The sequence below is a fragment of the Actinoplanes sp. HUAS TT8 genome, assembly GCF_051380535.1.
Classification (GTDB): domain Bacteria; phylum Actinomycetota; class Actinomycetes; order Mycobacteriales; family Micromonosporaceae; genus Actinoplanes.
Map to the genome: position 1 here is coordinate 1,489,272 of NZ_CP195646.1, position 26,523 is coordinate 1,515,794.

Consider the following 26,523-nt stretch of genomic DNA (forward strand, 5'->3'; position numbering starts at 1 on the left):
CCAGATCGAAGATCATGCGGGGGTATGTGATGAATCGGCGACAGTCGTTGGTGGCGGGTACGGCGGTCGCCGTGCTCGCCGCCGCCGGGGGCGTGACCGCCCTGCTCTGGCCTGATCAGGGCGGACCACCGGCGGCCGAGGTGACCATCTCCAGCATCCCGCCGGACCCGGACGCCAAGCAGCCCGAACTGCACGCCGAGCTCGACTCGCTGGACCTGAGCGCCACTCCCGGCGGCGCCGAGCTGTCCCAGCGCACCACCCGCAAGTTCAGCATGGTCAGCGTCTCCTGGAACGACCCGGCCGACGCGCCCGCCGGCGCCATCCAGGTGCAGTCGCGCAACGCGAAGACCGGCAAGTGGTCGGCCTGGCAGACCCTGGAGGTCGCCGAGGCCGCCGCCGACCGGGCCGAGGCCGCCCGCGTGCACGGCGCCACCGACGCGATCTGGACCGGCCTGTCCGACGGGGTGGCGGCCCGGATCGCCGGCGGCGCCAAGCTGCCCGCCGCGCTCAAGCTCAACCTGATCGACCCCGACGTCAAGGGCGGCCAGGGCGGTGGCGCGGAGGACCCGAGCGCGTCGCCGTCGGTCGAGCCGTCCGAGTCGGAGAGCGCGGCCCCGGTCGACGACGACCCGATCGAGCCGAGCAACCCGGCCGTCTCCGACGTCCCGACCGAGCCGACCACCGAGCCGGTCCCGGACGAGTCGGCCGTGGCCCCGACCACCTCGGTCCCGCCGGTCACCACCACGACCAGCGCGGCCCCGGTGGCGACCAGCCCGGTGCCGGTGCCGACCTCCACCGTCCCGGTCAAGGCGCAACTGCCCGCCTACGTCTCCCGGGCCGGCTGGAACGCCGACGAGACCCTGGTCAAGTACGCCATCGACGTCGCCAGTGAGGCCAAGATGGTGTGGGTGCACCACACCGGTTTCGGCAGCGACTACACCTGCGCCCAGTCGGCCTCGGTGGTCCGCGGCATCCAGGTCAACGACGTCAAGGTCAAGGGCCTGTCCGACATGGGGTACAACTTCCTGGTCGACCAGTGCGGCACCCTCTACGAGGGCCGTAAGGGCGGCGTGACCAAGGCCGTCATCGGCGCCCACACGGTCGGCTTCAACACCGCCTCGATCGGTGTCGCGCTGCTCGGCAACTACATGGACATCAAGCCGTCGGACGCCTCGCTGACCACGATCGCCCAGGTCGCGGCCGCCCGGCTCGGGGCCTACAACTACAGCCCGACCAGCACCGCGCAGATGACCGAGGGCGTCGCCGACCGGTACTGGAAGCCGGGCTCGCTGGTCAGCTTCCCGCGGATCTCCGGCCACAAGGACGGCGAGAAGGGCACCTCGGGCGCGTTCCTGACCGAGTGCCCCGGCACCAACCTCTACTCGCAGCTCAACACCATCCGGGCCCGCTCGGTGCAGCAGATCACCGGCCTGAACGGCAAGTCACTGGCCGGTGGCCTGTCGGTCGGCGGCATCTTCTACGTCCGCACCGCGGTCACCTTCGACTGGGTGGTGTCGACACCGTCGGCCCAGATCGCCAAGTTCGAGGTGCTGCGCGACGGCAAGGTGGCCGCCACGCTGCCCGGCACCGCGCGGACCAGCGGCAGCATCGCCCTCACCCCGGGCAACCACACCATTCAGGTACGGGCCACCCACACCGCCGGGGGCACGGCGTTGACCGCTGCGTACAAGGTGACGGCGGACGTGACCGCGCCCACCCTGAGCGGCCCGACGGTCGTGCTGCGCACCGGCACCGCCTCGGCCACCTCGCTGCCGATCACGGTCGGCTACAAGGCGGCCGACAACGCCAAGCTCTACACGGTCGTCGCGACCAAGCCGCTGCGGGCGAACCTGCCGCCGACCGGCACGACCTGGTACTGGACGGCCAAGCCGGGGGCGAGCATCACGTACACGGTCACCGCCCGGGACGTGGCCGGCAACAGCCGCGTCGGCACGGTGGCCCGCAAGGTGCCGCTGGTCGCCGAGAGCTCGGCCAAGAAGACCGGCACCTGGACGACCCGCAAGTCGAGCAGCTATCTCGGTGGGCGGGCCCTGGCCGCGACGAAGAAGAACACCAAGCTGACGTACGCGTTCACCGGGCGCTCGGCGGCGCTGATGTTCTCCCGCGGGACGGCCACCGGCAAGGCCGACATCTACCTGGACGGCAAGAAGGTCGCCACCGTGGACACCAGGTCCAGCTCGACCAAGTACCGCCAGGTGCTGTGGGCCAGGTCGCTCACCGCGGGCAAGCACACCGTGGTGGTCGTGGTCGCCGGCACCAGCGGCCGGCCGACCGTGGTCGCCGACGGTCTCGCGTACGTCGCCTGACCGGTCCTATCCGGAGCGGCGGGGCTGACCTCGCCGCTCCGGCCCGGTGAACGAGTCGGCGCCGGGCAGGGTGAACCAGAACGTGGCGCCCTGCCCCTCCTCACCCTCGGCGCGGATCTCCCCGCCGTGCCGCTCGACCGCCCGGTGCACGGTGGTCAGGCCGATGCCGGTGCCCGGGAAGTCGCGGGCGTCGTGCAGCCGCGCGAACGGCCGGAACAGTTCGCCCGCCTTGCCCGCGGGGAATCCGGCGCCGTTGTCCCGTACGAAATAATCGCCCTTGTCGTTGCCGACGGTGATCACCGGTTGCTCGACCTTGCGGGTGAACTTCACCGCGTTGTTGATCAGATTCTCCAGGATGACCCGGACCAGGCCCTCGTCGGCGTCGGCGGACATGCCCTCCTGCACCCGGAACTCCACCTTGTGCCGCGGATCGCGGGCGGCCACCTCGGCGCACACCTGACGGGCCGTGTCGGACAGGTCGAACGTGGCCCGGCGCAGCTCACCCCGGCTGGCCCGGGCCAGGATCAGCAGCGACTCGACCAGGTCGGCCATCCGCAGCGCGGCCGCGTGGATCCGGGTGATCCGGTGCCGCGTCTGCTCGCCCAGGTCCTCGTCGTCGGCCTGGTCCAGCATGTGCTCGGCGAAACTGCTGATCACCTGCAGCGGGCCGCGCAGGTCGTGCGAGACCGAACCGGAGAACGCCTCCAGCTCCCGGTTGCGCCACTCCAGCTCCTCGACCATCGCGGCCCGGGTCTCGGCCAGCATCCGGGCCGCCCGCTCCTCGGCCGCGTCCAGCTCGCGGCGCATCAGCTCCTCGCGGATCCGGCGCGACTCGTCGTGCGTCTGCTTGCGGCGGATCTGCGCGCGCACGTGCACGCGCAGGCCCTCGGGGACGTCGGCGGTCTTCACGTAGTCGTCGGCGCCGGCCGCCAGGCATTCCAGCATCGCGTCCTCACCACCGGCGACGATCAGCGGCACCTCACCGACCTGCGGCACCTCCTTGATCCGCCGGCACGCCTCACGGATGTCGGGCAGGTCGAGGCCGAGAACGACGCAGTCGGCGCTCTGCTCGGCCAGCAGTTCCAGCGCGTCGCCGACGCCGGTGCAGGCGACGATGTCGTACCCGTCGGCGCGCAGCGCGTCGGCCCACTCCTCCAGCTCGTCGCGGACCGGGCTGACGGTCAGCACCTTGCCCGGCCCGTGCAGGCTCCCGATCGCCTCGATCGGCAGCTGCTCGGCCGACTGCCGCAGCACCGCGGCCAGCTTGGCCAGCACCACGGCCAGATCCTGCTGCTTACGGACGAACGCGTCGGCGCCGGCGTCGAGCATCTGCATCTCGGTCGCGTAGTCGTCGGCCGCGGTCATCAACAGGCACGGGGTGTCGCGCAGGGCCGGGTCGAGCCGGATCCGGCGGATCACCGTGGCCCCGTCGATACCCGGCATCACCCCGTCCACGATCACCGCCTGCGGGCGCCGGTCGGCCGCCATCCGCAGGCCCTCCTCGCCGCTGGCGGCCATGAGCACCGCGTACCCCTCGGGTTCCAGCAGCTCACGCAGCTGCTCCCGGAACGTCATGCTGTCGTCGATCACCAGGATCGTCGGGGTGTCCCCGGTCCGGGAGCTGTGCCGGTCACCGAGCAGCTGCCGGGTGCGGGCGACCACGTACCCGGCGTCGTACGGCTTGCCCACGTACTCGTCGGCGCCGATCCGCAGCCCGGCCAGCCGGTCGGCGACCTCGCTCTCCACCGACAGCAGCATGGTCACCACCCCGGCGTGCCCGGCCGAACCACGCAACTCGGTGAGCAGCTCCAGGCCGTCCGCGTCGGGCAGCAGCACGTCCAGGATCGCCGCGTCGAACTCGGCCGACGCGAACGCCGTCCGGGCCTCGGCGCCGGTCGCGCACAGGATCGTGGTGAACCCGTCGTCGGAGAACGCGTCGTTGAGATCCATCCGCACGGTCAGGCTGTCGTCGACGATCAGCACGGTCGGGCTCATCGGCGGGTCACCACCGGGTTCAGCTCGCCCAGCCGCTGCGCGATCCGGCCCGGCGGCAGCACGTGCACGGCCGCGCCGAGCAGCACCGCCTCCCGCGGCATCCCGTAGACCGTGCAGGTCAGCTCGTCCTGGGCGAACGTGGTGGCGCCGCGCGTGCGCATCTGCAGCAGCCCGGCCGCGCCGTCGCGGCCCATGCCGGTGAGCAGGCAGCCGGCCGCCGACCCGCCGTACTCGGCGGCGACCGACTCGAACAGCACGTCGACCGACGGCCGGCAGGAGTGCCGGGGCGGGCCGTCCGAGAGCCGCAGCACGTGGTCCCGGATGTACAGGTGCCGGTCCGGCGGGGCCAGCAGGACCTGGCCGGAGAGGGTGCGCACCGGGATGCCGTCGGTCGCGTAGCGCACGTTGCGCCCGGTCTGCCCGGCCAGCCAGTCCGAGAACGCCACCGCGAACTGCTCGCTGGCCGCGATGTGCTGCACGCACAGCACCGGGGTGCGGAAGTTCGGCGGCAGCTCCCGCAGCAGCTCGGTCAGCGCCGCCGGTCCACCCGTGGACGAGCCGACCGCGACCAGCGCCAACCCGTTCGCCGGTTCTTTCACCGGCGGGGGAGCGACCGGGGCCGGTGGCGGCGGCGCGGCCGGCCGGGCCCGGCCGTCGAGTCGAGCCCGTGGATGGGTGATCACCCGGATCCTCGAGACCATCCGGAGGGTACGGCGTAACCGGGGCGACCAGTCCGCGTCCGAGTCGTCCCCGCGCGGCTTCTCCAGCACGTCCACCGCCCCCGCGGCCAGGGCGTTGTACGTGCTGAACAGCTCCTGCCGGTCAGCCGACGAGACCACCAGGATCGGGGTCGGATGCTCGGCCATGATGTGCTCGGTCGCCTGCAACCCGCTGATCCCGGGCAGCATCATGTCCATCGTGATCACGTCCGGCCGCAGCCGCCCGGTCAATTCGACCGCCTGCTCCCCGGTCACCGCCTCACCGACGACCTGCAACTCCGGGTCCTCGGTGAGCGCGTCACGCAGGTAGTAGCGCATGGTCGCGGAGTCCTCGACCACCAGCACCCGGATCATGCGCGGACCACCAGACCGCGGATGTGGGCGAGCAACTGCTCCTGATCGAACTCGCCCTTCACGACGTACGCGCTGGCCCCGGCCCGCAGGCCGCGATCACGGTCCTCGGCGCTGGCCCGCGAGCTGACCAGGATCGCCGGCACCCCGGCCAGATCCGGATCGGCCCGGGTGCGCTCGACGAAGGTGAAGCCGTCGATGCCCGGCATGTCGATGTCGGTGAGGAACAGCCCGTACCGCCGGGACCGGGCCCGTTCCAGGCCCTCCTCACCGGACGCGGCCAGGTCGACCTGGTAGCCGGCCGACTCCAGGATGCTGCGCTCCAGCATCCGCGTGGTCAGCGAGTCGTCCACGACCAGGATCGGCAGCGGCGGCGCCATCGACGCGACCGCGGCCCGCGGACTGTCGGCGTCACCGCGCAGCATCTCCCCGGCCAGTCCCTCCGGGTCGAGCACCAGCCGCGGATTGCCGTCGGCGTCCACCGAGACACTGCCGATCGCCCGGGTCGACGGCGCCAGGTCCGGCAACGGGCGGGCGACCAGCGCGTGGGTCCCGCACAGCCGGTCCACGCCGACCGCCACCGTGCCCACCCCGGCCTCCAGCATCACCGCCGCGCCCGGCCCGGCCGTGTCCGGCACCGACCGCCCGGTGTAGAGCGTCTCCACCAGCGGCCGGAACGGCGCGGCGGTGTCCTGGTAGACCAGCTTGCCGGTGGCCGCCGCGGTCGCCGCCTCGGTCGCGCTCAGGCGCACGCACGCGCGCACCGAGTCCAGCGGCAGCGAGGCGACCGTGTCCCCGGCCTCGACCAGCAGCCCGGTCATGCTCAGCAGGGCCAGCGGCACGATCAGCTCGACCAGCGCCCCGGCCCCGGCCGTACTGCGGATCTTCACCTCGCCGTGCAGCTGGGCCGCGATGTCGCGCAGCACGTCCATCCCGATCGCCCGCCCGGACACCTCGGTCACCGCCTTCGAGGTGCTCAGCCCGCCGTGCATCACCAGCTCCAGGACCTCGGCCTCGCCGGTCGCGGTCAGACCCCGGGCCTGCGCCTTGGCCCGCAACTCGGCCACGTCGAACCCGCGCCCGTCGTCCCGGCACCGGAACGCGGCGAACCGCCCGCGCCGCTCCACCTCGAACGTGACGGTCCCCTCGACCGGCTTGCCCACGGCCCGCCGCTCCGCCTCCGGCTCGATACCGTGCACCACCGCGTTGCGGACCACGTGCAGGAACGCCGCGCTGACCGGGCCGAGCAGGTGCGAGCCCATCTTCACCTCGGCGCCCACGGTGGCGAACCGGACCCGCTTGCCGTCGCCGTCAGCCGCGTCCCGGACCGCCCGGCGCAACGCCGTGAAGATCGAACCGGCCGGCACCAGGCGCAGGCTCTCGGCCTTGGCCCGCACGTCCTCCAACTCCCGCTCGATCCGGTCGACGGCGTCGATCAGCCGCCGACCGGCCGTGCCCAGCTCGCCGGCCAGCCGCTGGGCCGACGCGCGGGTCAGGGTCGCCGAGGCCCGGCCGATCCGCATCTGCTCGGCCAGCGACTCGGCCTGCCGGTGCAGCTTCTCCAGGGTGTGAGCGCCCAGACGCAGCGGCGCCATCCGCGCGTTGGCCTCGCCGATCGAGTCCAGCAGCTCGTCCAGATCCTCGGTCGAGGCCCGCGGGGCGATCTGCTCCGACTCCTCCTCCTGCGGTGCCGCCGCGGGGGTCTCGGGCGCCGGGGGCGGCGGCTGGGAGAGCGCGGCGACCTGCGCGCTGATCTCGTCGTTGAGCCGCAGCAGCTCCCGCATCTCGTCGGCGGCCAGCCCGGCCGGGTCGTCCCGGTGCGGGACCAGGATCTCCTCGAACTCGTGGGCCCGGTCGGCGATGTCCTTCTGCCGCACCACCCGGGCCGCGCCCTTGAGCGTGTGCGCCACCCGCAGCAGCTTGGCCACCGGCTCCGGGCCGGGCCGCTGGTCCAGGTCGAGCACCCCGGAGCTGATCTGCTCGACCAGCTCCTGCGCCTCGACCCGGAAGTAGCGCAGAGGATCCCGGTTCTCCGGCATCTCAGTGGCTCCGCGTCCCGACCATGTCCAGCAGCTCGCCGGAGAGAGTGCTCAGGTGCGCCGCCGTCTGCTTGGTCTGCACCGCGCTGCTCTCGGTCTCCCGCGACACCCGGGCGGTGTCCGAGACGGCCACGTTGACCTGCTCGACCGCGGTGGTCTGCTGCTTGGTGGAGAGCTCGATCTCCCGGGTCGCGTCGTTGGTGGTGGACACCAGCTGCGCGATCTCCCGGAACGAACTGGTCGCGGCGTCGAACTGCCGGGAACCGGCGTCGACCGCCTTGGCCCCGATCTCGGTGGCCATCACCGTGGTGTTCACCGCGCCCCGGACGTCGTCGATCAGCGCCCGGATCTCCTTGGCCGACGCCGCCGTCCGGTCGGCCAGCTTCCGGATCTCCTCGGCCACCACCGCGAACCGGCGACCCCACTCACCGGCCCCACTGGCCTCGATGGTCGCGTTGATGGCCAGGATGTTCGTCTGCTCGGCGAGCTCCGACACCAGATCGACCACGCCGCCGATCTGCTGCGACTTCTCACCCAGGGCCAGCATGTGCTGCACGATCTGGTCGACCTGGGAGCGGATGGCGGTGATCGACGCCCGGGTCTCGTCGATGGTCTGGTCGCCGTTGCGGGCGGCGGCCTCGGTGTCCTCGGCAATCTTGGAAACCCGCTGGGCGCTGTCGGCGATCTGCCGGGACGTGATCAGCAGCTCGTTGATCGTGGTGGTGATCTCGTTCATCGCACTGGCCTGGTCCCGCCCGCCGTTGGCCTGCTGCGCGGCCGCGGCCTCGAGCTGCGCCGACGAACTCTGGATGTGCCCGACCGCGGCCCCCACCTCACGCCGCAGATCCCGGCTCAGCCGCCAGGCCACCAGCACCGCACTGGCCGTGGTCAGCGCACCCAGCACCACGATCACCGCGATCGCGATGTTCGCCTGCCGCGACGAATGGTTCCGGTCGGCCATCACGTCGGCCTTGACCCGGGTGATCAGGTCGGCCAGCGCGGCCTGCACCTCCTTGCGCAGCGGCACCGCCTGGGCGCTGTTCATCGTCGCCGCGACCAGGGGATTCTTGGTGCGGGCCCGCTCGGCCATCACCTTGTCGACCCACTCGGCGTGCTTGTCCTCGGCCGTCGACACCCGGTCGAGCAGGCTCCGGACCACCGCGTCGGGATTGCTCCGCAGATCGCTCAGCTGGTTGCGGAACTCGGTGCGGTCCTGCGCCGTCGCGTCGGAGAACTCCGTCGTCCCGTACAGCATGTAGGCCCGGTAGTCGCTGAGCCGCTTGTCCATCAGCCCGTTGAGGTTGACCGCGCCGGTCAGCTGCGTGGTCGCCGCCGAGATCACCCGATCCTTGGCGTGCACCACGAACAGCATGCAGACCACGGCCACGACGACCGAGAGCAGCGTCAGCAGACCGGTGATACCGACGCCGGCCGCCATCTTCCGGCCGAAAGTGTGCCCCTCCATCATGTGGTCCCCTCCAAGAGTTCGTGCCCGGCCAGCCGGTGGGCCAGGGCGCGGGTGGCCGGCACGTCGACGATCGGCCGATCCCCGCCGGGCAGCCGGACCATGCCGCGCAGACAGCCCCGCGGCGTCGACGCCGCCGCGGAACCGCTCACCACGTCGGCGGCCTGCACCCGTACGTGGTGATCGAGCTGGTGGAAAGCGAGCGCCAGCGGCGGCGAACCGGTCGCCAGCACCAGCCAGCGGGGCTCGTCGGCGATCGGATGCCCGAGCAGAGCAGCCAGGTCGTAGACCGGCACCACCACCCCGACGAAGCCGGCCAGCCCGCGCAGCGCCGCGACCGACGTCGGCAGCGGTGTCACCGGCCGGTCCGGGTAGAGCCCCGAGGTCTGCGACAACCTCAGCGCGTACGAGCGCCCGCCCACCCCGATCGCCAGCAGCTCCACCGCCTCGTCGTCGAGCGTGCGCAACGGCACCGCGAACGACTGATCGAAATCGGCCCGCAGCCGTTCGACCCGGGACCGGATACGGTCGGTCATCGCCGGCTGCCCCGCGACAACGCCGCGTCCAGCTCGGTCCGGCACAGCGAACTCAGCGTGAGCCGGCCGAACCCGCCGCCGAACATCGTGATCCGCTCCTCCGACTCACGCGGCAACAGCTCCAGCGCCGCCGACAGGTCATCGGCGGCCGCCCGCGCGTCCCCGCGCCGCCGCGCGATCAGACCCATCCGCAGCCGCGGCATGGCGAACGCCGGATCCAGAAACGCGGCCAGCCGGTACTGCCCGTGCGCCCGCTCCGGCTCGTCGACCTCCCGGCAGACACCCAGCAGCTGATGCGCGTCCGCGCTCGGGCGACCGGAATCGATCAGCCGCTGCGCCGCCTCGCGGGCCTCGTCGATCTGCCCCATCTGGGCGAGCAGAACCCCGCGGAGCAGCAGGTCGTCCCCGCCCGTGACCGCCAGCGCCTCGGCGAAACGCTCGTCGCGCAGCAACTCCAGAGTGCGGGCGCGAGGATCGGCCACCGGCTCGGACCTGACCGGATTCACCGGGCGGCTCACCGGCCGCACCGGCTTCGGCTCGGGCACCACAGCCGACCGCCGGTAGTAGACCGTGTCCCCGAAATGCTCCACCACGAACCCGGCCGGATCACTGCCCAGCGTGTCCGTGTGCCCCAGGAACAGCGCGCCGCCCTCGGCCAGCGAATCGGTGATCCGCCCCAGCAGCACGGCGACGGTCGCCCTGGTCAGATACATCAACAGGTTCCGGCAGAAGATCACGTCGTAGCGCCCCGGATGCCAGATGCGCGGCTCGTCCGGCCCGGCCACGTTGTGCTCCGAGAACTGCACCGACGCGAGCACCTCAGGGACGATCTCAAAGCCTGCTTCGGTACGGCGGAACCACCGTTCCCGTACCTCGGAAGGGGTCTCCCGCAGCGACCACTCGGAGTATTCCGCCCGCCGAGCGCGGCGCAACATCTCCTGATTCGCGTCGATCCCCAGCACCGACACGATCCAGTCCCGCGCCGGACAGGCCCGCAACGCGGCCACCGCCAGCGAATACGCCTCCTCGCCGGACGAACAGGCCACCGACAGCATCCGCAACACCCGCTGCCCGGCCCGCGCCTGAATCCGCTCCGGAAGCACCCGCTCGGACAACGCCCGGAACTGGTCACCGTGCCGGAAAAAATACGTCTCGGTGATGCTCAACCGTTCGGCCAGCACCGCCGTCTCCTCCGGCCAATCCCGCCCGGCCAGCCGATTGAGGTAATCACTCTCGGACAGGTGCCGGGCGGCGGCCCGCTCGGCGAGCACCGGCAGGATCGGCACCGCCTCGGTGTCCGAGGTGGTCCACCCGAGGCGCTGCTCCAGAATCCCCCGGAACCGTACGAGGGGCAGATCCGGCCTCACACCGCCGCCCTCGTCCCCGGCGCCGCGTCCTCGTCCGCTGCGGAAGTCCCACCCGGCCAGGTCTCCGGCGCCGCGCTCCTGGTCTCCCGGGCCGCGGCCTCCCACACCTCGTCCGGCACCGTGCGAATACTGCGCAACACCAGCAGCGGCTCCGTCCCGAACCGGCCCACCGCCGCCACCAACGACCTCGACGCCCCGGTGAACATCGTGCTCGGCCCGTCCGGCGGCATCGCGTGCACATCCTGCACCCCCAGCACCGGCCCGGTCGCGCACGCCACCGGGCCACGCCCGGCCCGCACCGCGATATACCGATCGACCTCCGAGGTCACCCCGGTCAACAGCCGCGTCACGTCGATCACCGGCGACGGCTCACCCCGCAGAATCGTCAGCCCCCGGACATAATGCGGCGTACCCGCCAACGGCCGCGTCGGCAACGGCCGCATCGACTCGATCACCTCGGCAAGGGGGAGCGCGCAGAAGAGCGGCCCGGCCCGGAAGACCAGCGCGACCACCCCAGCCCCTTGCTGCCCCACAGGATCAGGCTAGCCACCGATCTCGTCCCTTCAGCGAGCTTTGCTCGCTTTTACCAGGGCTTTTGCGGTACGACAATGACCCGGCGGTTATCCACACCGGCGCGCTGTCCACAGCCCACCCCCACGCCACCCCCGCCCCACGAGACAATCAACTTGGGGGGCGCCCCAAAGCCAAGGTCAACTTCAAACCCCCGCCCCGGGCCGGCCCCGAACCGCGCAGCAGGCGCCGCCCCGAACCCGCGCTACCCGGACCTCCTGGGCACCCCCGCCCGGGCCCACCGCCACCCGCTACCGACCGCTGCCCGTCACCCGCTACCTACCGCTGCCCGCTGCCCGCTGGCCCACCGCTGGCCACTGCCGCCCGCGCCAGCCGACGCCCGCCGCCTGCGCTCGCCGCAATCCGTTCCCGCGTGCTCCGTTCACGCCGCCCACCCTGTGCGCACCCGTCGGGTTGGCGCTGGAGGTCACTTCGAGGCCCTCGGACCTATCCCTCAGTGCCAGCTGGGCAGCGTGAGCTGGTGCTGAGCGTCGCTTTCGGGCTCCGAGACAGCCCGCATCACCAGCCGAGCTGACTGAGCTGGTGCTGACGGCTGTCTTGAGGGGTGCGAAGCAGCCGTGGGTGCCAGCTGGGCGGTGTGAGCTGGTGTTGAGGGCTGTCTTGAGGGGTGCGAAGCGACCGTCAGCGCCAGCTGGGGGGTGTGAGCTGGTGGTCAGGGTTGCTTCGGGCGGGTGGGGGGTGTGGTGGCTGGAGCGTGGTGGCGGGGCGGGGTGGGGCCGGCTCCGGCGGGCGGCCGCCCACCGCTCGCCGGAGCCGACCGGCTGAGGGGTTACTCCTTCGAGGCCCACCAGGTGGGGATCAGGGAGTTCTCGTCGCGCTTCTTGGGTTTGCCGGTCGGGGGGAGTTCCAGCTTCTCGGTAGGGGAGGAGGCCGTCTCGGTGCGGTGGCGGGCCGTGGGTGCGGGCTGGCGGCCGGCGATGGGTGAGCCTTCGCGGCCGGCTTCGCCCCAGCCGGCGTGGGGCTGGCCGTCGGGGGTCAGTTCGGGCCAGCCGGCCGGCATCGCACCGGCCGGGTCCGAGCCCGGCCACCCGGAGGGCCCGGCGTCGCGCGACCCACGCATCCCGTCGGATCCGTTGCCGCCCGGGCCGGCCGGCCAACTGTTGCCCGGGCCGCCCGGCCCGCCGCCGCCCGGCCCGCCGCCGCCGGGGCCGACGGGCCCGCGGCCGCCCGGGGCGGCGGGTTGTCCAGAGGGGTCGATGCCGGTCGTGGAGCTGGGCCAGCCGATGGTGGGGTCGGCCTCCCCGGCGCGGCCCGATGACGCGGCGCCCCCGGGCGAGCCGACGGTGCCCTGTTGGCCGGCGAAGCCGTGTGGTCCGGGGGCGCCGGGTCGGGTGGGAGTGGTTCGGGGGGTGGGTGGGGTGGTGGTGTCGGGCCAGAGTTGGGGGCGGCGGCGGGCGGCCACGTCCTCCACCCAGCCGAAGGCGACGACGGCGAGGGCGGTCAGGACCAGGGTCAGGGTGAGGGTGACCGGCTTCTCCAGGTGGCCGAGGTCGTCGACGGTGAGGAAGGTCAGGACGGGCCAGACTGCGGCGATGGCCAGGTTGTGCCAGAGGTAGACGGTGACGGCGCGGGCGTTGAGCAGGGTGACCGCGCGGTCGAGCAGGCGTAGTTGGCCGAGCCAGGCCATGCTCGGCTGCCAGCGCAGGAACAGCAGGACGAACGCGAGCGAGTACAGCGACTGGGATTCGGACACGTCGTTGAGGTCCCAGGCGTCCTCGCCCTGGTGGCCGTTCTGGTAGTAGAGGGCGGCGCCGGCCAGGACCGCGGCCAGGAAGACGACGGTGGCCGGGGCGAGTTTGCGCAGGCGGCCGTCGCGGTGCGCGAAGCCGGTGACCCAGCATGCGCCGTAGGTGACGAAGTCCCACATGACGACGTCGGCGGTCTCCGGCAGTTCGAAGCCGGACTTGTCGAGCATGGCGATGGCGACGAACGGCGCGAGCACCAGCAGCCAGCAGGCCGGCCCCATTCTCTTCCAGAGGAACCACATCACCGGGGAGAGAACGATGAACCAGACGTACGCCCGGATGTACCAGAGTGGTTCCCAGGCGTCGACGCCGAGCTCGCTGCCGGGCGGGTCCCCGAGGGGCAGGATCCAGAAGGCCAGTTTCCACACGGCGAACGGGTGCTCGCCGTCCTTCTCGGCGGCCCAGCCCAGGACGATCATCGTCGGGACGGCGAGGAGTCCGAGCAGCCACAGCGGGGGGAGCAGCCGGCGCAGTCGGGACGTCACCACCCCGGTGGCCGGGCGTTTCTCCAGCGACGCGGCGGTCAGTGACCCGGCCAGGGCGAACATGACGCCCATGGCGGGCATCACGATGGACAGCCAGGACCAGCCGAACAGGTGGTAGATGATCACCCGGACGATGGCCGCGGCACGAAGCAGGTCCAGGTATCGGTTACGCACCGAGGAACCGTAGCCACGGGGTGTGCCCCTTTGGCACGGTCAGTCGGTTTACAAGACCGCCGTACCGGATTACCCCGATAGGTAGAAGTCTGCCGGAATCCGGTGCGATTGTGCGACGCGTGTGCTGGGGCGGGTTCGACCTTTGCGCTGCTCATGCCGTACGTATAAATGGTCTTCGAATTAATGGTGGGCCGGGATCGATGCGATCGCGAAGTGACCCGCCCGCGTCTGTGACGTTGGTCAACCCCGGGAGCGTTCCGGAAGGCGGGGCGCGCGAAGGATGGGGATCGACGAAGTTATGCGTAAGTCTCTGGTTGTGCTCGGCGTCACCGCCACCGCCCTGATGGCGGGTGGGGTGGTCGCGACGCGCGCGATGGCGCAGGAGCCACCGGACGAATTCGTCGGCTTCAACATCTTCGGGATGCCGCTGGATGACGGTTCCGACGTCGAGGAGCCGTCATTCGACCCAGAAATGCCGGATATTTCGGACAGCGAGCCGGCGGTGCCAGCAACGCCGACTGCGCCGACCACGGAAACGCCCGCGGCCGAAGAACCGATGGAGAAGCCCGCCGAGAAGCCGATCGAAAAGCCCGGGAAGCCGACCGAAAAACCCACCCCGCTCACCCGCATCAAGGCCGCCCCCCAGAAACGCAGCATCGACATGGCCGCCGCGGCCGACCCGATCGCCGCCTCCCGCACCACGGTCACCGCCGACAGCGTCTCCTCCAGCCCGTCCGCCCCGTTCCAGCAGCAGATTCTCGCCCTGGTCAACCGTTTCCGGGCGAAGTCCGGCTGTTCCCCGGTGACCCTCGACCGCCGGTTGATCGACGCCGCGAACGGCCACGCCGCCGACATGGCCCGCCGTGACTATTTCCGGCACGAGTCGCCGAACGGTGAGAAGGCCGGCGAGCGGGTCAGTGACACGGGTTACCAGTGGCGCCTGTACGGCGAGAACATCGCTCGCGGCCAGGGCAGCCCGTGGGAGGCGATGGACGGCTGGATGAACAGCCCCGAGCACCGCTCCAACATCCTCGACTGCAAGCTGAACCAGATGGGTGTCGGTCTGGCGATCGACGGCGAGCGCACGCCGTACTGGGTCCAGGACTTCGCCACCCCGAAGTGAAGCGACCCCGAAGTTAAGCGACCCCGAAATGAAGCGACCCCGAAATGAAGCGACCCCGAGGTGAAGCAACCTCGCGGTAACTGACTCACAACTCCCCGGAGCGGGACAACACATCAAGCAGACAACCGGGATGCCGATCGGCATCCCGGTTTCATGTCACGGTCCCTCCCTCGATCGTTTTCGCGGGACGGTTGTGCTTCGATGTGCGGACGACACTCCTGGGGAGGATGTGATTTGGCAGTGAAACGTGTTACCGCACGCTTCGCGACGGCGGTCATGGCCGCTGTGGTGGGCGGCGGTCTCGGTGCGTTCGCATTGACGCCGGCGAGTGCCGGCGCCGCCGTGCGGACCGCGCCGGTGGCCACCACGGTGGTCACGAAGGCGGCCGCCGCGTCCTGTGCGACCGGTAAGTACCAGAAGCAGGTCGAGACGTACCTCAAGAAGATCGGTGGGTACGGGACGATCACGGTCGACGGCAAGCAGTCGGCTGCCGACTGTGCCGCGATCATCAAGTTCCAGAAGCGGTTCGGCATCCAGCCGGCCCAGGGTCTGGCCGGTCCGACCACCGTTGATGTCGCCAAGCGCCTCGCGGCGTCGAGCGTGTCCCGGTGCAAGGCCAACAAGAAGGGCCTCACCTTCTGCGTCGATCTGACCAACCAGACGACGTGGGTGATGAAGGACGGCAAGGTCTACCTCAAGCCGACGGTCACCCGCACCGGCATGGACCGGTACGAGACGCCGGCCGGCACCTTCAAGATCAACAAGCGGACGCGCAAGGAATGGTCCGACCCGTACCACGTCTGGCTGCCCTACTGGCAGCGGTTCATCGGCGGCCGCGGGTTCCACCAGACCACCACCTACATCCACGACAAGTGGCGTGGTTCGCACGGTTGCGTCAACCTGCTCCAGCAGGACGCGGCCAAGTACTACAGCATCGGCAAGATCGGTTCGACCGTGAAGGTGTTCGGGCGTCGTCCCGGCACCTGATCCATCGACGCCAGGCCCGGGCCGTCCCCCATCGGGGGCGGCCCGTTCCGCTTTTCCCGACATAGAGTGTCCTCTGTGTCTCGCATCCGCGACCGGGGCGCGCTGATCCTCGGCGGCTCCCTGGCGCTTCTCCTGCTGACCGCCGCTTCGTGCGATGAGAACGATTCGGGGGTACGGGTCGGCGCCGCGACCGTCGGCACCGTCGACGAGATCGTCGAGGCGCCCGGCTCGGTCACCGCCCGCACCGCCGCGGCCGTCTCCTCGCCCGCCGCCGGCACCGTCGACGAGTTGCGGGTCGAGCCCGGTGACCGGGTGTCCAAGGGCGACGTGCTCGCCGTCGTCGACTCGCCCGAGCTGCGGCAGCGCCGCGACGCCGCACTCAAGGCCCTGGACGCGATCCCGTCCGGGTCGTCCTTCGGCGGCGGCGCGTCCGGGTTCAGCCAGGTCAAGAACACGACCGACAAGCAGGCCACGAAGGCGTTCGAGCAGGCCGCCGACGCCGCCGAGAAGATCACCGACCCGGTGTTGCGGACGGCGTTGCAGCAGCAGATCGGCGCCGCCCGCGAGCAGTACCGGGCCGCCTCGGACGCGGCCGCCGCCGCGGTGAGCGCGGTTCAGCGCGGTGTCTCCTCGCTCGGCCAGGCGGTCTCGTCACTGTCGCGGGCCCAGCGGATCCAGGCCCAGCAGGCGTTCGACCTGGCCGATGCGGCCGTCGACGCGCTGACGCTGCGCGCCCCGGTCGCCGGGGTCGTCCAGTTCGGCGGCCCGGCCCCGGCCGCCGCCCCGGCCGACCTGTCCGCCCTGGTCGGCTCGGGCCCGACGACGACCAGTTCGGACGGGGTGGACACGTCGATCTTCAAGGGCGCCTACGTCACCCCGGGCACCGCCCTGCTGACCGTGGTCGACGTCGGCCGGCTCGGGTTGTCGGCCGAGGTCGACGAGACCGACGTGCTGCTGGTCAAGCCCGGTGTGAAGGCCGACGTCGAGCTGGACGCGGCCACCGGCGCCGCCTATCCGGCGACCGTGCGCTCGGTGGACCTGCTGCCGACGACCTCGGCCCGGGGCGGGGTGTCCTACCGGGTGCGGCTCGACCTGGGCAAGGGTGAGTACACGGACGGGAGCGGGGCGGCGCCGGTGCCCCGGCCCGGGATGAGCGCGGTGATCCGGCTCCGGGTGCGCCAGGCCGCGGACGCGGTCACCGTGCCGGCGTCGGCCGTGGTCAGCGCGGACGGGCGGGACAGCGTCTGGGCGGTGCGGGACGGGCGCTATGAGGCGGTGCCGGTGCGGCTGGGCGTGCAGGGTGAGGACACCGTACAGATAATTTCTGGTGTTTCTGCCGGTCAGCCGATCGTCGTGGCCGGCACCGACCGGGTCAAGCCCGGCGACGAGGTGCCGTGACCGCCGCGGCGATCGTCGCCACCGAGGTGACCCGCACCTATCAGCTCGACGGTTTCGCCGTGCCGGCGCTGCGCGGGGTGTCGCTCACCGTCGAGCCGGCTGACTACGTGGCCATCGTCGGCACCTCCGGCTCGGGCAAGTCGACGCTGATGCACCTGCTCGGCGGGCTGGACCGGCCGACCACCGGCACGCTGCTGATCGGTGGCCGGGACGTCGGCGCGCTCACCCCGAACGAGCTGGCCGAGCTGCGCAACACCACGATCGGTTTCGTCTTCCAGTCGTTCCACCTGCTGGCCCGGACCACCGCGCAGGACAACGTCGGCCTCCCGCTGGTCTACCGCGGGATCGGCCGCAAGGAGCGCCGGGCCCGGGCCGCCGCCATGCTCGAACGGGTCGGCCTGGCGCACCGGATCACCCACCGGCCCAACCAGCTCTCCGGCGGCGAGCAGCAGCGGGTGGCGATCGCCCGGGCGCTGGTCACCGGCCCGTCGCTGCTGCTGGCCGACGAGCCCACCGGCAACCTGGACTCGGCCACCGGCCGGTCCATCCTCGCGCTGCTCGAATCGCTCAACGACGAGGGCGTCGCGGTCGTGCTGGTCACCCACGACCGGGAGGTGGCCGCACGGGCCCGGCGGCAGATCGTGATGAGCGACGGGCTGATCGTGACGTGAGCGCCGCATGAGGGTCGCCGAGGCCTGGCGCGTCGCCCTCGACGCGCTGCGCGCCAACCGCCTGCGCAGCCTGCTCACCATGCTCGGCGTCGTCATCGGCGTCGCCGCCGTGGTCGCCCTGGTCGCGATCGGCACCGGCACCAAACAGCAGATCGAACGGCAGGTCGAGGGCCTCGGCAGCAACCTGCTGATCGTCGTGCCGGGCAAGCTGACCGCCGGCGCCGCGCCGACCAGCTCCCCGATGACCCTGGACGACGCCGACGCGGTCAGCCGGGTCGTCGGCGACCGGTCGCGGGTCGCCGTGACGATCGCCTCGGGCGAGACCGTCCGGGCCGGCAAGCAGTCGGCCTTCGCCAGCATGCAGGGTGTCCTCGAGACCACGCCGTCGGTCTTCGTCCGCAAACTGAACCGCGGCACCTACCTGACCCGCACCGACGTCAGCACCGGCCGCCGGGTCGCGGTGCTCGGCGCGGGCGTGGCCCGGGCGCTCTTCGGCGACCGGGACCCGATCGGGCGGCAGATCACCATCGGCGGCGTACGGTTCCGGGTGATCGGCACGTTCGAGCCGCTCGGGCAGAGCCTCGGCGTGGACCGGGACGGTGAGGTCCACGTACCCGTGACGGCCGCGCAGCGGCTCCTCGGCACCGACCGCATCGACGGCCTGGCGATCCGCGCGCCCGACCGCGACACCATCGACCAGCTCGGCCGCGACGTCGTCGCCACGCTCACCGACCGGCACCCGGACACCGACTTCAGTGCGGTCACCCAGGAGCAGATCCTCGGCGTGCTCGGCGACATCCTCGGCGTGCTGACCGGGGTCCTGGCCGCGATCGCCGGGATCAGCCTGCTCGTCGGCGGCGTCGGGGTGTCCAACATCATGCTGGTGTCGGTGCGCGAGCGGACCAAGGAGATCGGCCTGCGCAAGGCGGTCGGCGCCCGCCCGCGCGACATCGGCGTCCAGTTCCTGCTCGAAGCGGTGCTTCTGACCACGACCGGGGGAGTGCTCGGCATGCTCCTGGGCGCGAGCGCGGCACTGTTGGTGGACGGGCTCAGCCCGGTCCCGGCCGCGCTCACCTGGTGGTCGATGGCCCTGGCCTTCGGGGTGTCGGCCGCGGTCGGCATTATCTTCGGCGTCGTCCCAGCACAGCGGGCCGGTCGCCTGGATCCGGTGGTGGCCCTGCGAACGGAGTAACAGCATGAAACGGGTACCCGCGCCGCTCCTCGTCCTGACCGCGATCGCCTCGGTCCAGTTCGGCAGCGCGATCGCCCGTACCCTCTTCGACGACCTGGGCGCGGCCGGCGTCACGTTCCTCCGGTTGTCCCTGGCCGCCCTGATCCTCGGCCTGCTCACCCGGCCCCAGGTGTGGACCTGGTCGCTCGCCGCCTGGCGGGCCGCGGCGCTGCTCGGCCTGTTCATGGCCGGCATGAACCTGGTCTTCTACTACGCCATCCAGCGCGTCCCGCTCGGCACCGCGGTCACCGTCGAGTTCATCGGCCCGCTGCTGCTCGCCCTGGTGCAGACCCGCCGCCTGACCGACCTGTTCTGGGCGGCCACGGCCGCGACCGGCGTGGTGCTGCTCGGGTTGCACTCGGGCGGGTCGGCGCCGCTCGGCGGGCTGCTGCTGGCGCTGGCGGCCGGGCTGTGCTGGGCCGGGTACATCGTGTTCAGCGCCCGGGTCGGCGCGCTCATCCCCGGCGTCGGCGGCCTCACCGTCTCCCTGGCGATCGCCGCGCTGCTCGTCGCCCCGTTCGGGCTGGGCGGGGCGAGCGCGGTCCTCGACCACCCGCACCTGCTGATCGGGGCGGCCGGGGTCGCGCTGCTGTCGTCGGTCATCTCGTACGGCCTCGAACTGAACGCTCTTCGTCGCATCCCCACGCGCGTCTTCGGCATCCTGATGAGCCTGGAACCGGCCGGGGCCGCCCTGGCCGGTCTGCTCGTGCTCGGGCAGCGACTCGGCCCGGTCGAACTGGCCGCGCTGCTGCTGGTGACGCTGGCCAGCGTCGGCGTGACGCTCGCGCGCCGACCCACCCCGGAGCGCGAACCGGCGACGGTCTGAACACTCAGGTCTCGCCGGGCCGCGCCGAAAAGATGCGGACCCGGAGGAGATCGCTGTGCCGTTCCAGTTGCGCGACAAGCACGGTGCCACCCGTGCCGTCGCCTATCTGATGCTGGCCGGGGCGCCCTACAACGTGATCACCGGCGTCCTGATGCAGCTCGGCGCCCCACCGGCCGAACTGGTCGCGCTCGTCGTCACCTCGGTGTCGCTGTTCGTCATCGGCGTCGTCTGCTGGCGCCGCCCGGACGCCCTGCCCGAACAGTTCTGGCTGGTCGTGCCGCTGCTGGCCATCGCGGTGGTGACCGGCCTGAACTTCGCCACCCAGGACGCCACCACCGCCGCCCAGCTGTTCTACCTGTGGCCGCTGCTCTACGCCGCGACCTTCCTGAGCCGCACCATGGGATACCTCACCGCCGCGAGCATCTCCGCCGGTCATGCCGCCGTCGTGTTCAACTACGCGCCGATGAGCCAGGCGCCGACCGACTGGATCGCGATGACCGTCGCCATGGCGATGACCGCCTGGGTCGTGATCAACCTCAACGAGCGCAACGACCGGCTCCGCGCCGTCCTCGAAGTGCAGGCGAGCTCCGACTCGCTGACCGGTGCGGCCAACCGGCGGGCCTTCGACGAGGCCTTGCAGCACGCCGTGCACCAGGCCGTGGACGACGGCGACCCGGCCGCCCTGGTGCTCATCGACGTCGACCACTTCAAGGCGATCAACGACACCTGGGGGCACGCCACCGGCGACCTGGCCCTGCGGGCCGTCGCCGACGCGCTGCGCGCCGCCGGGAAAGACACCCAACATCTGGTGGCCAGGCTGGGCGGCGACGAATTCGCGGTCCTTCTCCGCTGCGGTCCGGAACAGGCTTTCGCGTACGCCGAGAGCGCGCGAGCCCGGCTCGGCGCCACCGGAGGACTGCCCGGCGGGCCGCCCGCCCTCAGCATCGGCATCGGCGTCGCGCCGCATCACGCGCACGCCGCCGAAGAACTGCAACGGGTCGCGGACGCGGCGCTCTACCAGGCCAAAGAGAACGGCCGAGGACGTACGTCGGTGGTCAGTTCCGCTTCCTGACCACCTTCTGCTCGGCGGTCGGCTCGTCGAACGCGTCCGGACCGTCCCGCTTCTCCTCGACCGGCTCCTCGTCCTTGCGACCACTCAGCGGCGCCAGGATCTCCTCCGGCCGCCGCGGATACGGACCCCAGCCGTCGCGCAGCACGTGGATGTAGACCGCCTCGAGACACACCCCGACCCGCTCCACCAGATCCGAGTCGTCCGAGGCGCCGAGCCGGATCGCCCGCGCGAAATGATCCAGCGCCTCCATGTGCCGGCCCTGATCGAACGCGCTGCGACCGGCGTTCTCGTGCACGACACTGCGCACCGCCGCCGAGACGTCCGAGTCCACCGCCCGCTGGAACAGCCGGTCGGCCTCCATCCAGTCACCGCGCAGCCGCAACACGTGCGCCAGCTCGGCCTGGGCGATCACCATCGACTGCTCGTCCTTGGCCGACTCGGCGTGCGCCAGCGCCAGCCGGCTCGCCGCCGCGGCCATACCCAGCTCACCGAGGAGCCGGTAGACCTCCGCGCGAACACTCAGCAGACCCGCCTTGACGATGTTGTCGGCCTCGTCGGCCAGCGGCCCGTCCAGGCGTTCGCCCAGCTCACGCAGCGCGTCCCGGTCATCCACGACCTCCCGCAGCGTGCCGCCGTCCAGGCGCCAGCGGATCGCGTCCAGATCCGCCGCGGACAGCGGCAGATGCTTCCCGAGATCGACCGGTTCCGGCTCCGGCGATTTTTCCTCGACCCCATTTCCCGTACGGGCGGTGTCCGGCTCCTCGGCGTCGCCCTCCTCCTCGGCCGGATTCTTGGCGACGAACCAGCCGCTGCCGAACGCGTTGTCGTTGTAGCGCCGCGGCTCCTGATCCGGACCGGACACGGCCAGGCGGCCGATCGGCTTCAGGTTGTGCAGGGTGCCGTCCGGGTCCATGTACGGGACGGGCTCGCCGTCCGGGCCCAGCGACGGCTCGTCGGCCGGGGGCCGCTGGGTGGGGACGGCGTTGGCGCCCGCGGGGCGGCCGGTCGGTCCGGCGCTGCCGCCGCCGTTGACCGGCAGGTTCGGGACCGCCGGGCTGATCGGGGCGGCTGGGCTGATCGGGACTGCCGGGCGGATCGGGGCGGCTGGGCTGATCGGGACTGCCGGGCTGATCGGGGCGGCCGGACTCGTCGGGGTGGCCGGGCCGTTCGCGATGGGCCGGGCGGGGGCGCCGCCGCTGACGGGGTGGTCGCCGGCCGGGCCGAAGCCGTGGCCGCCGGTGGCCGGGTAGCTGTCCTGCGACCGGCCGCCACCGGCCGCAGGAGCATTCGCCGAATGCGTCGGCTCGCTGCTGCCCGGGCGCGGTGCCGGAAGCCAGGTCCTCCCGGAGGAAGGCTGCCCGGAGGTGGGCGCCGCCGGATTCTGCCCTGGGGGGATTTGTCCGGCGAGGTTCGATTCCGACTTGTTTTGTCCCGGCGCGGGGGAGACCGGCCGATGCCCGGCCCGCGGACCCCAACCGTCATCCGGCTGCGCCAGCTGCGGCAACTCGCCGGTCGGCGCATCGCCACCCGGCACCGCCGGGGCGGCCTGCGCCGGGGCGCCCTGAACGTGCGCGGGGTGAGGCTGAGCCGGACGCTGCATGGGCTGGGTCGGCTGCTCGCTGAGCGGCAGAGACCCGGCGGGAGCACCCCCCGAAGTCGGTCCGGCTGCCCACGGCTCGTTCGCCGAAGGCTGGACCGGCTCCGGCCGCTCGTGCCGTCCCGGCGCCGCCGGCGGAGCCGCGACCCAGGACGGTCCGGGCGGCATCGGCGGCGGCGAACCCGGTGCCGTAGGTCCGTTGCCGGCCTGACCCGGTCCGCCCAGGTTCGCGAGCGATTCCGGACGGCCGGACGCGGGGGCCTGCGGACCCCACTGCGCCGCAGGCGAGGAAACCGGTCGCGCTGACGGCTGGCCGGCGTTCCACTGTTCCGCCGGCGCGGAGACCGGCCGCGCGGCGTCGGGCACCGGCGGCTGTCCCGGTCCCCACTGACCTCCGGGCGCGGACACCGGCCGCGCCGCGTCGGGCGCCGGTGGCTGGACCGGAGCCCACTGCGCCGCGGGCGAGACCGGACGCGCGGCGTCCGGGTGAGGTGCTGCCGGGCCCGGCACCGGACCGGCGGACTGAGCTGCCGGCTGAACCTGGCCGGGTCGCTGCCCCGGCGTGAGCTGGATCGGCCCGGACCGGTGCCCGGGAGCCGGCCGAACCGGGTCGTCGTGCTGCCCGGGCACGGGCTGAGCCGGGCCGGAGTGCTGCCCGGGAGTGGGCTGGACCGGGCCGGAGTGCTGCCCAGGGGTGGGCTGAGCGGGCTGGACCGGGTGTCCGGCGCCGGGCTGTACCGGCGCCCACTGGGCGGCGGGCGAGACAGGCCGGGTACCGGGAGCTTCGCCGGGCGCCGGGGCGGGCGCGATCGGCTGGCCCGGCGACCACCGCGGAGCGGCCGTGGGCTGGGCGGCTTCCGGCTGACCGGCACCGGCCGGCGGAACCGTCCGGCCATCGGGCACGTTCGGACCGGCCTGCGGCGTGACCGGCTGGGACGCGACCAGCCCGGGCGGCGGCGCGGCCGGCTGGGGCGGTACCCGGCCGGGCGGCGGCGTGACCGGCGACTGCTTGACCGGCTGCGGCACACCCGACTGCGGCGGTACCAGGCCGGGCGGCGGCATGACCGGCTGACCCACGGTGGGCGCAGGCGCCTGACCGGCACCGGCACCGGCACCGGCACCGGCACCCGGGATGGTCGGCCGGTCAACCGGCACGGGCCCACGCCCGTCGACCGGAACCGGACCGCGTGTGTCAACGGGAACCGGGCCGCGGCCGTCGACCGGCACGGGCCCACGGCCGTCGACCGGAACCGGGCCACGAGTGTCGATCGGAACCGGGCCGCGTGCGTCGGCCGGGACCGGGCCGCGGGGCGGGACTGCCGGGCGGGCGGTGGCCGGGGTGGGCATCGGCGGGACGTCGTCCGGGATGATCGACCACGGGCCGTCGCCGTCCGCCAGGAAGACGTGCGCGGTGCGAGGGCTGCGTCCGCCACGCTGCTGCGGGACGTTCTGAGCCGTCCCGGGTGCGCCGGCCGACCAGGGATTGCCGGTACCGGCCTGCTGGGGATCGGGGGCCTGCGGAACACCCTGCCCCTGGGGGCCGGGGGTCTGCGGGACGCCCTGTCCTTGGGGGCCTGAGACCTGCGGGACGCCGTGTCCTTGAGGGGCAGGGGCCTGGGAGGCGGCGGAGCCGGGGCGGTTCGGGCCGACCGGCGGGATGCCCGGGGGGATCTGGCCGGACTCGTTGCGGGCCGCTGAGACCGTACCCGAATCGGGGGAAAGGCCGGCCACCAGCGGCGCCGAACCGGCCGGAGGGGCCGAGGCCGACGGAGTCGGCGAGGCCGAAGCGGCCGGGACCTGCGGCGCGCCCGCACCGATGACCCGCGCCGGCGCGGTCGGCTGCGGAGCGGCGACGATCCGCGGCGCCACCGGTGGCTCGCTCTTGATGACGCGAGGCGCGGGCGGCGGCGTGGTCCGGCTCACCACCTTCGGCTGTACGGGCGGGTCGGCCCGCCGGAGCACCCGCGGCTTCTTGCCGTCGGGCGTGTCGGTCGCCTCGTCCGGCGTCTCGTAGTACTCGCCGTCCAGCACGAGCGGGTGCTCGTCCCGACCGGCGGAACGCTCGTCCCGCGACTCGGAACGCTCGTCGGCGGCCCAGTCCCCGGCGGCGCGGTCGTCGCCCGTCCAGTCCGCGTTCGCGGGCCGTTTGTGCAGGTCAACGGGCTCGTCGTCCCAGGCCTGACGCTCGTCGCGGCCCTTGACCAGCTCGTCGTCCCGGACCCGCCTCGCGGCCAGTTCGTCCCGTCCCCGGCCCGCGCCGAGCTGGCCGCGTCCGGCGGCCAGCTCTTCGCGTCCCCGGCCCGCGGCGAGTTCGTCCCGGCCCCGAGCCGTGGCCTGCTCGTCCCGGTCGAAGTCGTCGCGGACCCGCCCGTTGCCCCGGACCAGGTCCTCGTCGCGGACGCGCCCGTTGCCTCGCACCAGGTCCTCGTCGCGGACCCGGCCGTCGCCGCGCACGAGCTCGTCGTCGCGCAGTCGTCCGTTTCCGCGTGCCGCCGGTGCGTCCTGCGGCCGTCCGCGGCCGTCGAAACGCTCGTCGAAGCGCTCCTCGTCGCCCGGAACCTGGGCCCGCCCGGCCGCCGCCGGACGCGCCGGACCACGCCGCAGGTCCTCGTCCTCCCGCCGCGGCCGGCGACCGCCGACGGGACGGATCGGACCGAAGTCCTCCTCTTCCGGCCAGGACTGCGGACCGCGCTCGTCCACGTAGTCGCGCCGGGCGGCCGGCCGCTCGACGGGACCGCTGCCCCGCCGTTCCCCGGGCCGGCCACGATCGTCCTCGGCCCAGCGCCGGTCCGGCCCGATGTCAGCGGGTCGCCGATCGGGTCCGAGTTCGGAAGGCCGGCGGTCAGTTCCGAGTTCGGAGGGTCGGCGCTCGGGTCCGAGTTCCGAGGGGCGGCGCTGCGGGCCGCCTTCGGAGGGGCGTCGGCGCGGCTCGGCGCCGTCGCGACGCCGGTCGTCCTCCCAGCGGTCGTCCCGCCCGGGCCGCCGGTCCCGCAGATCGTCCCGTTCGCGCAGGTCGTCCCGCTCGCGGGGCACCTCCCGGCGACGGTCGTCGGCGTAGCTCTCCTCGCGGCGCCGCGAGGCGTACCGGTCGGGGCGCGCGTCGCCCTGCGCCCGGCGCCGCTGGCGCTCCGGGTTCTGCAGGGCGGCCGGGTCCACGATCGGGAAGTCCGGCTTGTCGAAGTCCATCCCGAGCTCGGGACGGTTGAAGTCGATGTCGTCGAAGTAGTCCCCGGACAGGTTCTCGACCGAGGTGTCGATCGGGACGAAGTTCGGGTCGTCGAGCCAGCTCGGACGCTTGTCGTCGAAGGTGGCGGCCGGGCCTCGGCGGGCACGCCGCGAATTCGGTCCGTCACTCTCCGGGGAACGGCGCGTGGGAATGACCGGATCCGGGGTTTCCCGTTTCTCGAAATGGCGTTCCTGGGCCACCGCGTACTTCGGCATGAAGGAGTATTCGTTGTACTCCTCGTCCCAGTACTCGTCGTCCTCGAAGCTCATGACGCGGCTCCGTTACGGCTGGGGAACGTCCCACTGCCCCGTCGCCGCATCTGTGCCACCGTCCTCACCTGGACCACCTCCGCGCCCCCCGGTGCCCGCCCCTCGCACACCCGGATCAACCGCCGCCACGTGGTGGATGTGGAAGGTTAATCACGGATTCGCATGGTGCGCCACCGCCCTGCGGGTCCCCCGGACCGGACTCGCGTAGGCGCCGCGGCCGGTGACCGACCCGGCGCCGCAGCCCGCCGGGTGTACTCGGTCGAACAGGGATACGTCCGCCAGTCGCTCCCGGTTCAATGTTGTGAGCAGTCACTATGCCGAGATTTCGG

The 26,523-nt window shown here is 72.6% G+C and carries 17 protein-coding genes; 8 read left to right on the forward strand and 9 right to left on the reverse strand.

What is annotated here, in order from left to right; all coding sequences use genetic code 11:
• The first annotated feature begins 29 nt into the window (after nt 1-29).
• Nucleotides 30-2,327, forward strand: a complete 2,298-nt coding sequence (locus ACSHV8_RS06610) for an N-acetylmuramoyl-L-alanine amidase (RefSeq protein ID WP_436530402.1) — start codon at nt 30-32, stop codon at nt 2,325-2,327.
• A 6-nt stretch (nt 2,328-2,333) separates the two neighbouring features.
• Here the strand turns inward: ACSHV8_RS06610 and ACSHV8_RS06615 are convergent, their stop codons facing one another.
• The 8 genes from ACSHV8_RS06615 to ACSHV8_RS06650 form a co-directional block, all read right to left on the reverse strand.
• Entirely contained in the window at nt 2,334-4,322 is a 1,989-nt protein-coding gene (locus ACSHV8_RS06615) for a response regulator (RefSeq protein WP_436530404.1), read from the reverse strand.
• Entirely contained in the window at nt 4,319-5,395 is a 1,077-nt protein-coding gene (cheB, locus tag ACSHV8_RS06620; RefSeq protein ID WP_436530406.1) for a chemotaxis-specific protein-glutamate methyltransferase CheB, read from the reverse strand. Before cheB ends, ACSHV8_RS06615 begins: the two co-directional genes overlap by 4 nt.
• A complete protein-coding gene (locus ACSHV8_RS06625; RefSeq protein WP_436530408.1) occupies nt 5,392-7,431 on the reverse strand; it encodes a hybrid sensor histidine kinase/response regulator in 2,040 nt (679 codons plus the stop codon). Before ACSHV8_RS06625 ends, cheB begins: the two co-directional genes overlap by 4 nt.
• Nucleotide 7,432: 1 nt before the next feature.
• A complete protein-coding gene (locus tag ACSHV8_RS06630; RefSeq protein WP_436530410.1) occupies nt 7,433-8,899 on the reverse strand; it encodes a methyl-accepting chemotaxis protein in 1,467 nt (488 codons plus the stop codon).
• Complete coding sequence (locus ACSHV8_RS06635; RefSeq protein ID WP_436530412.1) at nt 8,896-9,432, reverse strand: chemotaxis protein CheW; 537 nt, start codon at nt 9,430-9,432, stop codon at nt 8,896-8,898. The genes ACSHV8_RS06630 and ACSHV8_RS06635 overlap by 4 nt, the downstream gene beginning before the upstream one ends.
• A complete protein-coding gene (locus ACSHV8_RS06640; RefSeq protein ID WP_436530414.1) occupies nt 9,429-10,799 on the reverse strand; it encodes a CheR family methyltransferase in 1,371 nt (456 codons plus the stop codon). Before ACSHV8_RS06640 ends, ACSHV8_RS06635 begins: the two co-directional genes overlap by 4 nt.
• Complete coding sequence (locus tag ACSHV8_RS06645) at nt 10,796-11,332, reverse strand: chemotaxis protein CheW (RefSeq protein WP_436530416.1); 537 nt, start codon at nt 11,330-11,332, stop codon at nt 10,796-10,798. Before ACSHV8_RS06645 ends, ACSHV8_RS06640 begins: the two co-directional genes overlap by 4 nt.
• Before the next feature lie 827 nt (nt 11,333-12,159).
• A complete protein-coding gene (locus tag ACSHV8_RS06650) occupies nt 12,160-13,794 on the reverse strand; it encodes an acyltransferase family protein (protein WP_436530418.1) in 1,635 nt (544 codons plus the stop codon).
• Between the two features lie 298 nt (nt 13,795-14,092).
• Between ACSHV8_RS06650 and ACSHV8_RS06655 the strand changes: the two genes are divergently transcribed.
• The 7 genes from ACSHV8_RS06655 (at nt 14,093) to ACSHV8_RS06685 (ending at nt 21,102) form a co-directional block, all read left to right on the forward strand.
• On the forward strand, nt 14,093-14,917 hold the full coding sequence (locus ACSHV8_RS06655) for a CAP domain-containing protein (protein WP_436530420.1): 825 nt from the start codon (nt 14,093-14,095) through the stop codon (nt 14,915-14,917).
• Between the two features lie 276 nt (nt 14,918-15,193).
• Nucleotides 15,194-15,904 (forward strand): L,D-transpeptidase family protein, encoded by a 711-nt coding sequence (locus tag ACSHV8_RS06660; RefSeq protein ID WP_436536701.1) that lies wholly within the window; start codon nt 15,194-15,196, stop codon nt 15,902-15,904.
• 75 nt (nt 15,905-15,979) lie between these two features.
• Nucleotides 15,980-17,302 (forward strand): efflux RND transporter periplasmic adaptor subunit, encoded by a 1,323-nt coding sequence (locus ACSHV8_RS06665; protein ID WP_436530422.1) that lies wholly within the window; start codon nt 15,980-15,982, stop codon nt 17,300-17,302.
• The gene (locus tag ACSHV8_RS06670; protein WP_436530424.1) at nt 17,299-17,973 is read left to right on the forward strand and encodes an ABC transporter ATP-binding protein; all 675 of its coding nucleotides are present in this window, start codon (nt 17,299-17,301) and stop codon (nt 17,971-17,973) included. The genes ACSHV8_RS06665 and ACSHV8_RS06670 overlap by 4 nt, the downstream gene beginning before the upstream one ends.
• Before the next feature lie 7 nt (nt 17,974-17,980).
• Entirely contained in the window at nt 17,981-19,165 is a 1,185-nt protein-coding gene (locus tag ACSHV8_RS06675; protein ID WP_436530426.1) for an ABC transporter permease, read from the forward strand.
• 4 nt (nt 19,166-19,169) lie between these two features.
• Nucleotides 19,170-20,030: an EamA family transporter gene (locus ACSHV8_RS06680; RefSeq protein ID WP_436530428.1), complete on the forward strand. Its 861-nt coding sequence runs from the start codon at nt 19,170-19,172 to the stop codon at nt 20,028-20,030.
• Nucleotides 20,031-20,085: 55 nt separating this feature from the next.
• Complete coding sequence (locus tag ACSHV8_RS06685; protein ID WP_436530430.1) at nt 20,086-21,102, forward strand: diguanylate cyclase domain-containing protein; 1,017 nt, start codon at nt 20,086-20,088, stop codon at nt 21,100-21,102.
• On the opposite strand, the gene ACSHV8_RS06690 is transcribed toward ACSHV8_RS06685, so the two are convergent.
• On the reverse strand, nt 21,086-26,194 hold the full coding sequence (locus ACSHV8_RS06690; protein ID WP_436530432.1) for a hypothetical protein: 5,109 nt from the start codon (nt 26,192-26,194) through the stop codon (nt 21,086-21,088). The two genes, ACSHV8_RS06685 and ACSHV8_RS06690, sit on opposite strands and share 17 nt — an antisense overlap.
• Between the last annotated feature and the right edge of the window lie 329 nt (nt 26,195-26,523).

Coding starts and splice junctions, on each gene's coding strand:
- ACSHV8_RS06625 (WP_436530408.1), bottom strand. CDS start 7,431: ATGCCGGAGAACCGGGATCCTCTGCGCTACTTCCGGGTCGAGGCGCAG.
- ACSHV8_RS06690 (WP_436530432.1), bottom strand. CDS start 26,194: ATGAGCTTCGAGGACGACGAGTACTGGGACGAGGAGTACAACGAATAC.
- ACSHV8_RS06660 (WP_436536701.1), top strand. CDS start 15,194: ATGGCCGCTGTGGTGGGCGGCGGTCTCGGTGCGTTCGCATTGACGCCG.
- ACSHV8_RS06635 (WP_436530412.1), bottom strand. CDS start 9,432: ATGACCGACCGTATCCGGTCCCGGGTCGAACGGCTGCGGGCCGATTTC.
- cheB (WP_436530406.1), bottom strand. CDS start 5,395: ATGATCCGGGTGCTGGTGGTCGAGGACTCCGCGACCATGCGCTACTAC.
- ACSHV8_RS06680 (WP_436530428.1), top strand. CDS start 19,170: ATGAAACGGGTACCCGCGCCGCTCCTCGTCCTGACCGCGATCGCCTCG.
- ACSHV8_RS06630 (WP_436530410.1), bottom strand. CDS start 8,899: ATGATGGAGGGGCACACTTTCGGCCGGAAGATGGCGGCCGGCGTCGGT.
- ACSHV8_RS06655 (WP_436530420.1), top strand. CDS start 14,093: ATGCGTAAGTCTCTGGTTGTGCTCGGCGTCACCGCCACCGCCCTGATG.
- ACSHV8_RS06610 (WP_436530402.1), top strand. CDS start 30: ATGAATCGGCGACAGTCGTTGGTGGCGGGTACGGCGGTCGCCGTGCTC.
- ACSHV8_RS06675 (WP_436530426.1), top strand. CDS start 17,981: ATGAGGGTCGCCGAGGCCTGGCGCGTCGCCCTCGACGCGCTGCGCGCC.
- ACSHV8_RS06615 (WP_436530404.1), bottom strand. CDS start 4,322: ATGAGCCCGACCGTGCTGATCGTCGACGACAGCCTGACCGTGCGGATG.